The sequence below is a fragment of the Chitinophagaceae bacterium genome (genome assembly GCA_007695095.1).
Lineage (GTDB): Bacteria > Bacteroidota > Bacteroidia > Chitinophagales > REEL01 > REEL01.
In genome coordinates this window covers 1-16443 of the sequence record REEL01000141.1, presented here as the reverse complement: position 1 = coordinate 16443, position 16443 = coordinate 1, and the positions used below count along the sequence as shown (strand labels likewise).

General features: G+C 35.0%; 14 protein-coding genes. 4 read left to right on the top strand and 10 right to left on the bottom strand.

What is annotated here, in order from left to right; all coding sequences use genetic code 11:
- Positions 1 to 5: 5 nt before the first annotated feature.
- The 4 genes from EA412_11390 to EA412_11375 all read right to left on the bottom strand — a co-directional run bounded on the left by EA412_11390 (position 6) and on the right by EA412_11375 (position 5443).
- On the bottom strand, positions 6 to 1244 hold the full coding sequence (locus tag EA412_11390) for a bifunctional 3,4-dihydroxy-2-butanone-4-phosphate synthase/GTP cyclohydrolase II (GenBank protein TVR77325.1): 1239 nt from the start codon (positions 1242 to 1244) through the stop codon (positions 6 to 8).
- On the bottom strand, positions 1213 to 2409 hold the full coding sequence (locus EA412_11385; GenBank protein ID TVR77324.1) for a glycosyltransferase: 1197 nt from the start codon (positions 2407 to 2409) through the stop codon (positions 1213 to 1215). Before EA412_11385 ends, EA412_11390 begins: the two co-directional genes overlap by 32 nt.
- 1 nt (position 2410) lies before the next feature.
- A complete protein-coding gene (locus EA412_11380; GenBank protein ID TVR77323.1) occupies positions 2411 to 3610 on the bottom strand; it encodes a glycosyltransferase in 1200 nt (399 codons plus the stop codon).
- A gap of 75 nt (positions 3611 to 3685) precedes the next feature.
- Positions 3686 to 5443: a T9SS C-terminal target domain-containing protein gene (locus tag EA412_11375; GenBank protein ID TVR77322.1), complete on the bottom strand. Its 1758-nt coding sequence runs from the start codon at positions 5441 to 5443 to the stop codon at positions 3686 to 3688.
- A gap of 162 nt (positions 5444 to 5605) precedes the next feature.
- Here EA412_11375 and EA412_11370 point away from each other — a divergent pair, with 162 nt between their 5' ends.
- From EA412_11370 to EA412_11355, 4 genes are all read left to right on the top strand, one after another.
- Positions 5606 to 7150, top strand: a complete 1545-nt coding sequence (locus tag EA412_11370; GenBank protein ID TVR77321.1) for a hypothetical protein — start codon at positions 5606 to 5608, stop codon at positions 7148 to 7150.
- A gap of 27 nt (positions 7151 to 7177) precedes the next feature.
- Positions 7178 to 8164, top strand: a complete 987-nt coding sequence (locus EA412_11365) for a hypothetical protein (GenBank protein ID TVR77320.1) — start codon at positions 7178 to 7180, stop codon at positions 8162 to 8164.
- Between the two features lie 87 nt (positions 8165 to 8251).
- On the top strand, positions 8252 to 9454 hold the full coding sequence (gene sbcD, locus EA412_11360; GenBank protein ID TVR77319.1) for an exonuclease subunit SbcD: 1203 nt from the start codon (positions 8252 to 8254) through the stop codon (positions 9452 to 9454).
- 51 nt (positions 9455 to 9505) lie between these two features.
- Positions 9506 to 12538, top strand: coding sequence for a hypothetical protein (locus EA412_11355; protein ID TVR77318.1), 3033 nt, complete (start codon positions 9506 to 9508; stop codon positions 12536 to 12538).
- Positions 12539 to 12626: 88 nt separating this feature from the next.
- Here EA412_11355 and EA412_11350 read toward each other — a convergent pair whose 3' ends face one another.
- The 6 genes from EA412_11350 to EA412_11325 form a co-directional block, all read right to left on the bottom strand.
- A complete protein-coding gene (locus tag EA412_11350) occupies positions 12627 to 13082 on the bottom strand; it encodes a hypothetical protein (GenBank protein ID TVR77317.1) in 456 nt (151 codons plus the stop codon).
- Positions 13083 to 13239: 157 nt separating this feature from the next.
- Positions 13240 to 13971, bottom strand: a complete 732-nt coding sequence (gene rluF / locus EA412_11345; GenBank protein TVR77316.1) for a 23S rRNA pseudouridine(2604) synthase RluF — start codon at positions 13969 to 13971, stop codon at positions 13240 to 13242.
- A 53-nt stretch (positions 13972 to 14024) separates the two neighbouring features.
- The gene (locus tag EA412_11340; protein TVR77315.1) at positions 14025 to 14873 is read right to left on the bottom strand and encodes a GntR family transcriptional regulator; all 849 of its coding nucleotides are present in this window, start codon (positions 14871 to 14873) and stop codon (positions 14025 to 14027) included.
- A 79-nt stretch (positions 14874 to 14952) separates the two neighbouring features.
- Positions 14953 to 15243, bottom strand: a complete 291-nt coding sequence (locus tag EA412_11335; GenBank protein TVR77314.1) for an XRE family transcriptional regulator — start codon at positions 15241 to 15243, stop codon at positions 14953 to 14955.
- The gene (locus EA412_11330) at positions 15230 to 15541 is read right to left on the bottom strand and encodes a type II toxin-antitoxin system RelE/ParE family toxin (GenBank protein TVR77313.1); all 312 of its coding nucleotides are present in this window, start codon (positions 15539 to 15541) and stop codon (positions 15230 to 15232) included. The genes EA412_11335 and EA412_11330 overlap by 14 nt, the downstream gene beginning before the upstream one ends.
- 96 nt (positions 15542 to 15637) lie before the next feature.
- Complete coding sequence (locus EA412_11325; GenBank protein TVR77312.1) at positions 15638 to 15841, bottom strand: hypothetical protein; 204 nt, start codon at positions 15839 to 15841, stop codon at positions 15638 to 15640.
- Positions 15842 to 16443 lie beyond the last annotated feature (602 nt).

Genomic DNA, 16443 nt, shown 5'->3' with positions numbered 1-16443 from the left:
TAGAATTATTTATGGCCTTTTAAAATATCGTGCTGCATTTTATCCCTTTTCGTTTTCAGATAAAACTCATTGTGGCAGTTGGGTTCAACTTCCATATTTATATTTTCGACAATTTCGAGTCCGTAACCAATGAGTCCTGCTCTCTTTTTGGGATTATTGGAAAGTAATTTAATCTTAGAGATACTTAAGTCTCTTAGAATCTGAGCCCCAATTCCATAGTCTCTTTGATCCATTTTAAAGCCAAGCATAAGGTTTGCTTCTACTGTATCTTTCCCTTCTTCCTGGAGTTTATAAGCTTTTAATTTATTGAGCAGGCCAATCCCGCGACCTTCCTGATTCATATATAAAACAACACCTTTTCCTTCTTCTTCCACTTTTTTCATAGCAGCCTGAAGCTGATCTCCGCAGTCACATCTGAGAGAACCCAAAATATCGCCTGTCATGCAGGAAGAGTGAACTCTGACCATTACAGCTTCATCTTCTTCCCAGCTGCCTTTTACTAAGGCCAGGTGATTCTCGCCGGTCGTCAGCTGTGAGTAGGCAACTAAATCGAAAATTCCGTATTTGGTAGGCATTTTTACACTTACTTCTCTTTTTATGAGAGTTTCATTTTCAAGTCTGTAAGTAATTAGATCCTTTATGGAAATTAGCTTGAGATTATGTTTTTGAGCAATTACCTGTAGTTCCGGTATTCTTGCCATGCTGCCATCTTCGTTCATGATTTCCACCAAAACCGCAGCCGGCTCAAACCCGGCTAAACGAGCGAGGTCAATAGCTGCTTCCGTATGTCCTGCTCTTCTTAAAACGCCGCCTCTTTTTGCTTTTAGCGGAAAAATATGACCGGGTTTCCCCAATTCTTCCGGTTTGATATTAGGGTCTATCAAAGCTTGTACGGTTTTAGCTCTGTCAGTTGCTGAAATTCCGGTTGTGCAGCCGTAACCAATCAAATCTACAGAAACTGTAAAAGGGGTTTCGTGCAGTGAAGTGTTTCTGCCGACCATTAGTTCCAAATTTAATTCATCACAACGGTCTTCCACTAAAGGTGCACAAATCAGCCCCCTTCCATAGGTTGCCATGAAATTAATGATTTCAGGAGTTACTACCTTAGCGGCAGTTATAAAATCTCCTTCGTTTTCACGGTCTTCATCGTCGACGACTATTACAAGCTTACCATTTCGTATATCTTCAATAGCATCTTCTACTTTGTCTAATTTAATTTGTTCTTGTTGTAGGTTGCCAGACATTTGTTTTTATTCCTTTTAAATATTTAAAAAATCCTATTAAGAGAGCCAGGTTCATCATATAAAAATAACTAATCAATCGTATCCCGGGTATTTTAATCCGAAGCAGTTGTAAAAAGTAATCAATTAAACTTAAAACTATTAATGCTGACTGTATCCAAAATATATAACTGTAAAAATCGGAAACAGTTCCGAGAATACCACTGAAAATGAGTGAAAATATAATCAAAAAAGGCGTTAACCAGCGTAAAACCTTATGAGAAAAGAAAGCAAAAGCAATTCCTTTTTTATTAGGATGTAATAAGTGCCTGAATCTATTCAGATTTTGATAGTTTCCGGCAGATATTCTTATTTTTCGTTTAAATTCTTGTTTTACATCTTCAGATACATCTTCCGTGACTTGTGCATTTAGGTCTGTTATAGACTTGTATCCTTTTTCCAAGGCTTTCATGCTCAGATAAAAGTCTTCCATTAAAAAATTAACAGGGATTTTTTCAAAGATTACTGCTCTTAGAGCATAACAGGCTCCAAAGGCCCCTATGGTGGCATTCCAATTAATGCCTTCCATATATTTTATTCGATTTTCACGCTGAATATAGGTTTTTTCTTCCTGTGCAATGCCTCTGCTATTTGGTGTGATATTCAATATATTAGCATTTACTACACCCATCTTTTCGTCCTTGAAATGCTTAGCTAATTCATAAACGGTATACTTGTCAAAAATTACATTGGCGTCGGTTAATATGTAAACATCATTCTTGCTGACAGCCTTATTTTTGTTAATTGTTTCGTGCAAAAAGTTTAGAATACCCGATTTTCCGGAACGCTGATCCATTACAAAGAAGTGCAGGTTCGGATTAGAGACTTGATAAGATTCAACGATTTTATTTGTTTTGTCCGTAGAGCAATCAGAACCAATATAAAGATGAATATTCCCGTAGGGATAATGCGCAGAAATAATACTTTCCAGCTTTTTTTGTATTACCTTTTCTTCATTGTAGACAGCCATCAATATATATACATCCGGCCATTTCTTTTCTCCGGCAAAGGTTATCCATTCCGGCAGTTTTCTACGGCTTTTGAAATCTAAAATAACAGGATAAATCAGATAACTGAAGGCGATTCCAAAGACGGACAGCCAAAAAAATATTTCAAAAAGTAAAGCCATATTATATGCGGCTGTAAAAAGCGATTAAATCTTGCGCAAATTTATGACTATCGTAGTGTTTAAATGCAAAATCCCGTGCGTTTTTTCCAATTTTTTCTGTTAAAGCTTCATTTTTAAAACATTCCAGCAAAGCAGATGTAAATTCTTCAGCCGTATTTGCTATTAAAATATTTTCCCCGGAGGTGTAATTAATTCCTTCTGCGCCTATTTTGGTAGAGACTATTGTTTTTCCGGCGGCCATTCCTTCAACCACTTTTAATCGCATTCCGCTACCCGAAAAAAGCGGGGTTATCATGAGTTGTTTATCTATACAGAATTCTTTTGCATCTTTAACTTCTCCAATAAGATGGACTCCCTTTTGGGACGAAAATTTTACCTTTTTTGGAAAGTTTCTTCCGGCTATGTAAAAATTCGCTTCGGGCTCTTCAGAAACTATTTCCGGCCAGACCTTTTCTAAAAACCACTCAATACCTTCCAGATTCGGTAACCAGTCTAATGCACCGAGATGGTAAATGCTTTTATTTATGATGTTTGCATTTTGAATATTGTCCCATTTTTTGAGTTTAAATCCGGCAGGACTGACATGTACCGGAATTTTGCAACCCAGCTGTTTAAAAGTATCTGCATCTTTTTCCGTAATCGGAACTATAGCGTCAATAGTGTTGAGCTGATTAATTTCAAAGCTTTTTAGTCGTTTGGTCTGAAGGTTTAAATACGCTTTTTTAAGCCCAAAAGGTAATTGTTCTGTAAGCCTTTCCCAAATCTCAAACTCCACATTATGAGCCCTGAGTACGATTTTGGCATCTGCTTGTATTTTTTTAATTACCGGAGTATATAAGGACATATATAAACCTTCAAGCTGGATAATATCATATTTAGTTTCATTTAGCATCTGAGACAGCCTTGAGGTAAATTCAGGAGATAGAAAACGATCTACATGGTATGAAATGTTTGAAAACAGATTTAGGACCGCATCGGGAATTTTTAAATTCGTATCTACTGTCACACTTTCCACCCGGCAGTTATTTAGAATTTCCTCCGGAAAGTCTTTTTTATCTATGGGATGCTTTGGCGTTTTCATGAAAAGTATATCAACCTGAAGCCCCTCAGCGATGAAATTTTCTATTAATTGAGAAATAGCCAGAGACTCCCCATCATGGTCCGGAAATGGAGATTTTTTACAGACAAACAATACTTTCATTAAAGAACCTTATTTATACATGTTAAGTTGATACAAGAAACAGCAAAGTTAAACAGGAAATGAATATTTCCCGGCTCAATCAATGATAATTAACTTTTCAGTGTATACGCTTTCGGTATTTTGTAAATGTATCAGGTATAAACCCTTTGTTAAATCGGAAACATTGACATGAAAATCTTTGGTGTTTGAAAAAGTTTCTCTTTTCACAATCTTGCCCTGTAAATCATGTATAGTAACTACATTAAAACCGACTTCTCCGGAATTTATGAATATAGAGTTTTGAGCCGGATTGGGTGAAATACGAATATTTTTAACTTTAGCGGTATTAGCTGTTGAACTAAAAGGCAATGTTAAAGTCTTATTTACTATGCATCCATTTTCAAAAAAGAGGCTTACTTCATAGTTTCCGATACCTAAGTCATCGCGGTAAGCAGATTGGTTGCCATCACTCCATTCAACGGTAAAGTTCACATCATTGTTTGTTATCAGTTCTACTATACCATTTTGATTTCCATCCGGGTTTTGAACAATGTCAAATTCTATCAAAGGAGCCTTTTCTCTTTCAATATAATTATCAAAGTATAGCTTTGCATTTATCAATGCAGTTTGCACACATTGACCATGATTAAAACTGGCACCGGCACTAACGGCCTCCACTTCTGTCGCACCTAAGGCAGTAAACTTATCTAAAGCAACAATTGCATTGAGGTAACTCACCTGATCATCAGCTTCGCAGTAAATCATACGAACAGGTGACTGAGGTACCCAGTCTGTTACATCATTATCTTTTAATGCAAGTCGTAGCGGGTGATTCAGCGAATCTGTTTCATAATCGTCAATCACAGAAGGCTTAATGATATCTTTTGGAACAGAAGGTAGTTGTTGATTAATATAACCGGTGGAGTAAGTTCCGTCAAACCAGATAGGAATCATAGAGTCATAAGGAGCAATGAAAATATCCGATAAATCATTATAGAGATTTCCATAAACAGACTGATAGGATAGAATAATATAAGGTAGATAGCTGGGAGTTGGGTACGGATCATCGCTTGCAATAAGATCTGCCTGAATGCCGCTGACATCATAAGGTCCGGACATAGGAGCCGAGGCTGTAACATTCAACGTGCTTTGCAATTCATCCTGTATATATCTGTGAGCTGCCATAGTAGCATGCCCACCCTGACTATATCCAAATAAAAACAACTGTTCATTGGAGGTGTAAAGTGAATCTTCCAGCTCTTGCATAGCCAGCAACATGTCGGCAGTTGCAGTTGCTTGTGTATGTGCATGCATGTATGGGTGCAGTCCGGGAGAATCGCCCATTCCTAAATAATCGGGCATGGCAACGACCATTCCGCCCATTCCGTAAATGATACCTATTTGATATTCATCAGAAAAATTTGAAGGTACACTTGCTTTACGACTTTCTGTACCATGTTGATAGCTGGCAATCGGTAATGGACAACTTGCATTAGCAGGAATAACTAAACCTCCGGTAGCAAATGTTGGTTGACCATGCTGATCAGTGGTTGTATATGTCAATTTATAATATCCCAATTCATATTCTACCGGGGCAATAGATGAGGGTAATCCCAGAGAAGATGCCAAATCATTTAATTCAGTATAGTCATAGTATTTAAGAAGTTCTAAGTTTATGATTTGTTGAGAAAAAACAGTTTTTATAAAAAAAACATTTGTCAAAAAAAGTAATAGGGTACATCTAAGTAGAAATGATTTGAAACTTAACATTTTAGAAGGAAAATTATTTAAGGTAAAAGAATTAACACTAAAATAGCAAAACCTTAACAAAAAACTACTGTGTTTGGCTTTCATTTTGACTTAAAAGTGCAAATACTTTTAAAAACACCATATATTCATCATAATATTTTTGAGCTTCTAATTTATTCATCACAGAGCTATAAAAATGTGCTTTTTTTTTAAAATATCATTTTATTAACTTTGCAAATTATTTTAAAAAAGTTGGATTAACAACTTATGGTGAAACTAAGCATATACATGTTCGTATTATACTTTCAAATGTTAGAAAACAGAACATTCAGGGCTCTAAGTTTATCGTTTGGAATGCTTATTTTTTGTGTAGTTATATTACCTCAAAAGGTATCTGCTATCCACCATAAAGAAATTTCAAACTTGCATCAGGAATTAATTACACATATTGAAGGAGGGATTAATTATTTGCAGCATACCCAACGCAGTGAAACAATTGAAGGTTATTCTTATAGCGGAGAGTGGCAAACTTTTATGTATCTGAAAAGTAATTTTATCTTATTGGGGGAGCAATCAAAAGTAGATGACTCCAATTGTTTTTCAGTTGCTTCTATTCATAATGCATTAGCTCAGATTTATCTTCTTTATCCGGAATATGAAAGTATACCGGTAATGCTTAAACCGTCTTTTGAGCGGGTATTAGGATACCGAAATGGAAATAAATTTAATTTTTGGAATCTGCTGCCTCCAAACCGGGATCTAAAGAGAGGTGATAAACTAGATGGTCAAAATTTGGTCAGAAGACCAACTAACTTTCCACTTGAGTCCCGGTACATCAATAATGCCGCTAATATAGTAGAAGATGCTGACGATACTTCTTTGGGGTATATAGCCATTTTGCTGCACAAAAAGATTTTTGGTGAAGAATCGGTTGAGCAATTAAGTGGCGTTAATCCTGAAAATTTAGAGATTTCTCCAATTTTTGATGAATATCGTGATATGAACAGAACCAACAGGCATTGGTATAACTTTTTATATGGAAACGATTATGAAACGGGGGCATATTTAACCTGGCTTACAGAGGAACATTCCTTTAGAAAATGGAGTATTTTTCGCACTATTTTTCATAATAAAACCTTTTATCTTCCTTTCAGTATCTGTTATCCGCATGCTTATGAGCCTTATTTGCCTTATGGCACTAATGACCTTTGCGGAGTGGTAAATGCAAATGTTTTAAGCGCACTTTCTTTATATGATGAATTAGAAATGGCTGAAGGGGCAAACTCTTCTATCGATTATTTGGTAAAATTAGTTAATGAAGAACGATTTGACAGAGCCGGATTTTATTATCCAAATCGGTATAAATTTCCTTACTCACTTACTCAGGCATATCAATTGGGAGTGCAATTACCGGAGGAGACAATTCGCAAAGTAGTAGATTTTATAGTTGAAAATCAGGAAAAGGATGGCGGATGGTCATCCAGAAGAGTTATAAATAATCGGGACAGGCTGCAATCCACGGCCTATGCTGTGAATGCGCTCATCAATGCAGGTGAGTATGAAAAAAATAATAGCAGAGATGCCATTGAAAAAGGAATAGAATTTATCTTTGCTCACTCATTAAAAAATGAAACAGGTATATCATGGGATGGGGGAGTGTTCTTTTCAGGTGGTACTGTTGTCAGAACCTTTTTATTTTGGAAATCTGACGCTTATACAACGGCTATAATAATAAAAGGAATGGCAAACTATCGTGCCTATCTGGAAGGACAATATAATTTTTTAACAGAAAAAACATCAGAAAAAAATTGAAGTAGCTATTCAATTTAGATGATTAAGATGAGAAAACAGCTGTACATAATTTTATTTACTTGTTATACTTTTGTCATTTATGGTCAAAATATAGATGCTGTGATGTATGACGAGTCTTGCGACAGTAGTTTTTATTCTGTTATTAAAGTGAATGAAAATGAATATTGGGCAGGGGGGAAGCATGGCATTTTAAAGCGAATAGACACCTTTGGGAATTATGAGAATATAGATTTTCCGAATTCGGGATTAAATATATTAAAAATGGTCAATTCAGGTGACTATGTATTCATGGCAACCAACCGGGGAGCCATTTACCGTATTGATACACGAGATAATTCATTTATCAGCAAGACCTTTTCCGGGTTCGGTAATAAATGCTTTTATGATATGATTGTTCTGGAAAGCGGCGACATTTTAGTTTCCGGAGGCACAAGCGGTATTTCCAGAGGACGTAAAAGACTACCCAGAGGCTTTATTGCAAAAGTTGATCCCAATCTGGAGTCCATTCAGGTTAAGTGGAAGAATAGAAGTCACTTTGTATGGTCTATACTTCAAAAAGATGATGGCAGTTTAATTGCAGCTACATTTAATGGAGTGAATTCACATATATTGAAGACCACCGATTTTAAAGAGTGGAATCGACTGGACAGAGTTAGAGGCCTGATTTATGTTGTCAATGATATAGATGGCCTTATTTACGGCGGGGCACCTAATTTCAGATATAACAGGAACGGAATTGCCGGACGGATAAATCAGAATACAGAAATGTTTGAAGAAACCGGCTGTTTATGGACAATGCAAAGTATAAATGGTAAAATCATTTCTACCACACAAAGTGGGGATGTTATAATGATAAACCGGAAAACAAATGAGACAGAACGTTTTCAAATACCGGAAAAGTTATCTCTTTATTCAATAGCCATTATGAATGAGTCTAAATTTATGACTGTCGGTCACGGAAAAAGTATTTATATTATTGATTTAGATCAGACCCCTTTACAAACAGCTTTTTAGCCTAATAAAGATTTAAAAACATCAATTTTTTTAAAAAAAAATTACAGAAAGCAAAAATGCGTAATTAGATGTTTTAAATTTGGTGGTATGAAAATTCTACATACTTCTGACTGGCACATTGGCAAACAACTCCATAAAATTGATTTATCTGAAGATATTCAGCTATTTTTTGACTGGCTGACTGAGTTGATTCAAAAAGAAAAGATTGATGTTTTGCTTATGTCCGGGGATTTGTTTGATCAGGCAAATCCTTCACAGCATGCGCTAAGGCAGTATTATACGTTTTTAAAAAAGATGCTGCACCTCCGTTGTAAAGTGATTATCACGGGCGGAAATCATGATTCTCCTTTGGTTTTAAATGCTCCCAAAGATATATTAGATGCTTTGGACATTCATGTAATTGGAGGAGCTACTTCAGACATTAAAGATATTTTTATTAAAGTTGAAAAAGGGGGTGAGCAGCTAGTTGTGGCAGGGGTTCCTTTTTTGAGGGATAAAGATATCCGAAAAGCTGCTCCGGGCGAATCTTATGAGGATAAAATAGAACAATTACGCGCCGGAATGGAAACTTATTTTGAAGAAGTGAATCAATATTACACACAGCATTACGATGGCATTCCGTTTATAATTATGGCTCATTTATTTGCTCAGGGTGCCGTGGTTTCAGATAGCGAACGTGAAATCCAAATTGGTAATCAGGCCGGTATAGAGTCTCGTATTTTTGGTAATAAAGCAAATTATATTGCTTTGGGTCATATTCACAAGCCCCAAAGTGCCGGTCATGAGCATATTCGATACTGTGGCTCACCGATTCCCTTAAGTTTTAGTGAAAAAGAAGACAAAAAAGAAGTAATCATAATTAATATCGACAAGGAAAAGTTTGATTTTTCGAGACTTGAAGTGCCCCGATTTCGGAATTTAGTTTTGATAAAGGGAGATTTAGAAAGTGTGAAAAGCAAAATTGAGGATTATAATTCTGAAACGCCCTTAGCAGATTTGGCAGAGATAATTGTGACAGAAGAAAATGAAAGTAGTACTATCATTAGTGAATATGAAGAGATGATCACATCCGAAGAAAATGTAAACCTTCAGTTAATAAAATTCAAGCTCGTTTTTAAAAATGCAATTGAAGGTACATCAAGCTTGCTGTCTGAGGCTGATGATATTTCTTCTTACAAACCTATGCAGTTATTTGAAAAAAGACTGGAGCAGGAAGCTGATTTAGCGGATGTCGGGCAATTAAAAAATGCTTTCAGAGAGATTTTATCCGAAATTCATGAAAAAGAATAAGTAAATTAAAATTGTAAGCCAAGACCGTTTGGGCTAAATAAAAAACAGATTGTGAAGATATTAAAAATAAGATTTAAAAATATACATTCTTTACGCGGAGAGCATGAAATTGACTTTGCCGGTGGGTTATTGGCAGAAGCCGGTTTATTTGTAATTACAGGCGCAACCGGCTCGGGAAAATCAACGCTTCTGGATGTCATAACTCTTGCCTTGTATAACCGGATTCCTCGTATTGACAAGCTCATAACCAATACAATCATAGAGGAGACGGGAGTTATAATGACAAAAAATACGGATGATTGTTATGTAGAGGTAGAATATGAAGTAAAAGAAAAGAAATACCTTTCGTCCTGGTCAATAAAAAAGAACAGAAACAAAAATTTAAGTGATAGAAAGCAAGAGCTGACAGATTTACAAACCCAAGTAATTATAGCAGATAAAAAAGGAGATGTAGTTACAAAAAATGAAGAAATTATAGGACTGAATTATGAGCAATTTGTTCAATCTATGATTTTAGCTCAAGGTCAGTTTTCAAAACTTTTACTCTCAGCAAAAGATGAGCGGAATAAGCTTCTGGAAGAAATTACAGGAGCTTCAATTTACAGAGAAATAGGCCGAAGGACATATAGAAAATTTGTCTCTGCCCAAACCGAAGTGAAAGATCAGCATTTACGCATGGAAGGCATAGAAATTCTGGATGAGGAAACCATTGAAAATTTAGAAATCGAAAAAAAACAAAGCAATGAACAAATAACCATACTCAAAAAGAAAATTCAAACTTTAACCGAAAAAATCAACCATACTGAGGGTCTTGAGAAAAAAGAGCAAGATTTACTTGCAAAAAATAAAGAATGGTCTGAACATGAAGTTGAAAAAAATAGCCGTAAAAATGATAAAATAAGGCTTCAATCACATAAAAAGTTAAGGCATTTTCAATCTGAATTAGATCGGTTGGAAAACAAAACCTTAGGATTAAAACAAGCATTGAAAGATGAAAATGAAATTTCTGCTGATATTCAAAAGGTAGAAAAGGATTTAACGGAAACTTTAAACGCAGCTTCTAAATTACTGAAGAAAGAGATAGAAAAAGAGCTTTTTAATGAGGATTTACAAGAGTTTAAAAAGAAAGTCTCTGTGCTTATAGAAAAAGCTAATGGGCATAATAGAAATGCCAGACAGCATGTTGAAGGAATTAAAAACCAAATTAAGCATCTGCGTAATTTTGATGTTGAAATTGACCATGATCAAAAAGCAGATTTTATTTTAAAAGAAATAGAGCTTAAAAAAGCATCTTTTGTTAGTGAAATCGCTAAATCCGGATTTGACTCACTTGATGTAGTTAAGCAGGAAGGTTTAGTTATACAATCAACTATTGACAAGGCAGAATCACTGAAGGATAAAAAGCAATTGGATGAAAATACGCGTAATCTTATAGCCGATTATAATAATGAAATAAATGACAGGAAAAAGGAAATCACAAGCTTTGAAACTGATTTGAAGAAAATAGAGGTGGAGTTTGAAACTTTAAATAAAGAATTGCCGGATTTGGAAAAACAAGTTTCAGAGCTGCATAAAACGAAAAGTCTGGAAGATTACCGGACTGAATTACAGGAAGGCGAGGCATGCCCTTTGTGTGGCTCTACAGAACATCCTTACGCTACAGAGTTGAAGAAGCAAAACATTTCTCTATTGGAAGAGCAATTAAATCAAAAAAAACGCAAATTAGAGGAAGTGAATAACACTAAAATTAAAATCTCTACTAATATCTCTAATGCTGAAAAATTTATAAATGAAAGAAATGAAAAGATAAAAGCAGTTACAGAAAATAATAAAGAAACATTAAATGCTATTATTCAGAAAGCTAAAGAATTAAAATGGCCTGAAAACATAAGTTTAGAAGAAGTAAAAAAGAAAATAAGTGAGATTGATTTGCGTAAAAAAGATTTAACTCGTTTGGAGAAAACATTTCCTGCGGCAGATATACTCGCAGACCTACAGAAAGTATTTTTAGCATATCAAAAAGAGAAGGAGCAATTTGAAATATTTAAGACTGAAAAAGATGCCCTTTATACCGGAGATGATATTGATAAAGATGTAAGTAAGCTGACTGAAAATTTTAATCGTCAAACAACATCTGCAGAAAGCTTAAAAATTAGTTTAGCAAAAGTTTTACAAAGAAAAGAGTTGTTAGAAAAAGAAAAAACAGAGACTTCAGAAAAACTCCTTAAGGAACTCAGTGCGCACGAAGTTTTTTCCATTGAAGAGTTAAAAAATAAGTTGTTGTCGCCAAAAGAAGCTGATGATCTGGAAAGAGAATTAGAAGAACTAAAAAATAAAAGCATAAAACTGAATTCTATAATCGAATCACTGAGGTTAGAAATAGGTGAAATGCGTAAAAAAACAGAGTTAATAGGCGACATTAATAAATTGAAAGAAGAGAAAAATGTTTTTACAACGGAAGAAAGTGAACAAAACAAGAAATTAGGAAATATTGAAAACCAATTGCGTAATAATGAAGATCAGAAAGCTAAGTTTTCAACAGAGAAGGCTAAATTGGAAAAGCTGCAGGCAGACCTTGATCTTTGGAAAAAAATGAACCAATTGATAGGAGATGCAGAGGGAAAGAAGTTTTCTAATTTTGTTCAGGATCTGACACTTAAGCAGTTAATTCAATTTGGTAATAAGCGATTAAGTGCATTTACCGACCGTTATATACTTGATGTTCCGCAGCAGGACGAGTCTTCAGTACTAAAAGTTATGGATACCTATATGGGCAATAGCCGGCGATCTGTCTCGACGCTTTCCGGTGGTGAAACTTTTAAAATCAGTCTTGCACTTGCTATTGGTTTATCTGATTTGGCGGCAAAAAATGTCCGTATAGATTCTTTGTTTATTGACGAGGGTTTCGGTTCCTTAGATCCGGAATCTTTGGATCAGGCTATCAGTATTTTAGAGCAAATGCAGAATGAGAATAACAAATCAATAGGTATTATTTCACACGTAAATGAATTAAAAGAAAGAATCACCACCCGGATTAATATGAAAAAAACGGGAGCCGGTTACAGTGAAATTGAAATTGAATAAAATTAAGTGCAGTAAAAGATTTACCGCTTAGTAGAAAGCGATTTAAGATTCAATACACTGTATTAAAGGATCTCAAAAAGAGATGAGATTAAAAGTCTTTTACCGCTCTTGCACAGTAAAAACAAGTATTAATATTTTTCCAGTCAGAAACGATGAAAAAACCTTGATTCGGTTTAAAATTTTGTGTAAACGCTCTAGTACCGTCTTCATTTAGAGTGCCGCTCCAGTAGACCTCATTTTTAAAACCACCTATTATATTTCGCATATCTTTCATGATGATGAGTTCCTCTTTAGTTGGTAACCTCCAGCCGGGACCACCTAAATCATAAGCAGCACAAAAGTCTTTTGCTTTACGCCAATCGTCAACTCCCGAGCGTTCCATTTGGTCTTTTTTAGCTGCTATTACACCATTTTTTCCTTTATCATCGACGACTATAACAATACCGCCTAAATGTTCATCTCCGACTTCCACTCTGTTTTTGTTACAGGAAGTTATGGTAAAAGTTATCAGAATAATTACCAAAAGGTTTTTAAAGATTTTCATTTTGTTTTTTTAATTGTGATAGAAATGCTCCAATCTTTTTCTATAAAAATTAGAAATTAAAGTGTAGTTGATTTAAAATCATATAAATACGACCTTATTAAAACACTAAATTAATAAAAAATCATAATTTGTTTAATGAATCTGCTTTTTTTTAGATTTAAACTGTTTTAGAGGAAACGGCAATCAGTTTTTGGATGGTATTGATTTCTTTTTGAGTAAATGCTCTCCATTCTCCGGGCTTTAGATTCCCTAATGTAATGTGCATAATTCGAATGCGTTTGAGTTTAGTTACATCATAGCCGAGGTACTCACACATTCTTCTGATTTGTCTGTTCAGTCCTTGTACCAGTATGATTTTAAAGGTAAAATCGTTGATTTTTTGGACTTTACATTTTTTGGTAACGGTGCCTAAAATTGGAATTCCGTTACTCATTCTATTGATAAATTGATCGTCTATTTTTTGGCGAACACTTACGATATACTCTTTTTCGTGATTATTACCGGCTCTCAGAATTTTATTTACGATATCCCCGTCATTAGTTAAAAAAATAAGACCCTGTGACTGTTTGTCCAGGCGGCCGACAGGAAATAACCTCTGCGGATAGTTGATGCTCTTAATGATATTTTTAGGTTCTTTTGAGTCGGTAGTACTCACAATGCCGACGGGTTTGTTATAGGCGATATAAACGGCTTTGGGTTTTGATTTTAAAAGTTTACCCTTAATTTTTACGATATCGCCTTCAAACACCCGGTTGCCGGTTTTGGCTATTTCCCTGTTAATGCTGACGTGGCCGTCTTTTATCATTTGGTCAGCCTCTCTTCTGGAGCATATTCCGGTGCTGCTGATATATTTATTTAAACTGATTGAATCCTGATTCTGCTTTTCCACTTACGTACTTTAATTAAAAAATCTGTGCGAAAATTTATGTGTTATATCAGCTTTTATTTGCCGGATTTATTCAGGTGAATCCCATCTTTTTCCAATCGAATCAGTCGTTTTTTATACATTGCGCCAATGGCTTTTTTAAACACCTTTTTGCTCATGCCTAAATGTTTTTTTATCAATTCCGGATCGCTTTTATCGTGCAAAGGCAAAAATCCGTCAGAAGTTTCTAAGACCTCCATTATTTTTTCAGCGCCCGGATCAACTTTACGATAACCGAATTTTTCAAGACTGATGTCTATTTTATTTTCAGCACGTATTTTTTTAATATAACCTTTAAAAGTATCGCCGTAATTTATGGGTTTAAAAATCTCATCCCGGTAAATTAAGCCTTCGTGTTTTTGATTTATAATAACTTTTATGCCCAGATTCGTTTCATGAAAAGCGATTAAATCCACTTCATCCCCGGCAGAAAGATCTTCTATATTAGAGTTATCCAAATACCGGGAAATCTTTGTAGTGCCAACAATTCTGTCTGTAACCTCATCCATGAGAATATGCACCACATGAAATTTATCTTCAGCGACTATGGGTTTGTGTTGCAGTGCCTTTGGGACCAGAAGTTGTTTTGGTAAGCCCCAATTAAAAAAGGTGCCAATATCCAGCACGCTACCGATTTCTAAAGTTGCAAACTCACCGACGGTTGCCAGTGGTTTTTCGGTTGTTGCTACCGGTCGTTCTTCTGAGTCTCTGTAAACAAAAACCTCAATCTCATCGCCGGTTTCCAATCCTTCCGGTATAAACACATTCGGCAAAAGCACTTCATTGCCAACATCATCACCTAAGTATTTCCCTTGAGGAGTATCTTTCAAAACCTGTAGCTTATTGTATTTCCCTATATATATCATATTAAAAACTGTATGCTGCAAAGATAACAGTTATTCTAAAGCTTTTTTCAGTTAAGGGTTGATAAAAGGTTTTTGCCTTTTAACCAATTGAAATATTAAGATGTTTTCCTAAACCGATTTCGATAAGTTTGTGATAAGTAGAAATTTGAATATCACTTAATCCCCGCTCTATTCTGGAGATATAACTTTTTTTCGTTCCGGTTTTTTGGGCGAGTTCTTCTTGTGTCAGGTTCGCTTCAATACGAGCCTCTTTTAGCATAACACCTAAACGAAAAGCAAGAGAATCAGCATCATACTGATCTCTCTTCGCACTTCCTTTTTTCCCATACTTCTCGTCCAGAAGTTGATTTAATGTTTTAATGTTTTTCACCTTTTTTCTGTTTTAAATATTCACCTTTTAACTTTTCGGCAAGTTTGATTTCATTTCTCGGAGTTTTTTGTGATTTTTTAAAAAAAGCATTTGTCAAAATCACCAATGTTCCTTCATCCCGGAAACAGAGGATTCGTATGCTTTTCTTTGAAGTAATTACTCGTACTTCATAAATCCCATCAGTATTCTCTAATTTCTTAAAGAATTTAATCGGAACTTGACGTTCAAACCGCACTAAATCTAAAACATACTCTATTTTGGTTTGAATTTTAGAATCCTGTGCTTTATAAAAGTCAATTACCTTGTCTCCAAAAAAATAATTTCTCTTACCACAACAACAAAGTTAACTAATTAGTTTACTTTATTCAAAATTTTAGGGTTGGTTTTTTCCTTTTTAGCTGGTGTTTGTCTGTGGTATGTGCCACCCTCTTTTTTTAGAACCCCCCCACCAAGTAACTAAAAACTTCATATCCATTTCATCAAACCAAGCCAAATTTTTCCAACAAAACCTTATTTTTAATTTAAAATAGCACTTTTGGTGCAACACCTTTAGTGTTATATAAAAAGTGCTATTGTTGTTTAGGGTATAAAGAAACATGCAAATTCACTTCTGTCGCTAGTGTCCGCAAGTGATGATCTAAAATATAAGCCTTCGCAAACTTCCTGACTACCAATCCAAAAGTGCGGTAAAATAACAGCGGCTTCCAATAAACTGGTTTTTTTTATTAAACCAAATGATTAAATTCCCTCAAGCAATTTCTTTTTTGAATGTTGATTCCTGAATTTTTTATAGATTGTGACAAAAAGTAGTTTAAAAGTGATAATGCTTAAGAAGCAAAATTTTATATTGCAAATATTTCCGATTAAGCCCAATTAGTTACTGATATCAAAATCGCATTTTAAATAAAATTTTTAGCAGTACTTTTTCTAAAAGTGCCGGATTAATTGCAGGTGGTTCAGCAGTATCACAGCTTATAGGTGTTATTTTTTATCCGGTAATAACTCGTTTATATTCAACGGCAGAGTTTGGACTTTTTACGCTGTTTAGTGCTTTTGTCGGGATGATTTTTATTGTCAGCTCTCCTGAACGGAGATCAATTGTACTTTCAGGCAACAGGTCAAGCTGCTTTTCCGGCATTGGCAAGTGAAAGAAATTCGTTTTTTTTAAAGAATGCTGATTTAAGTTTTAATTTTGTGACA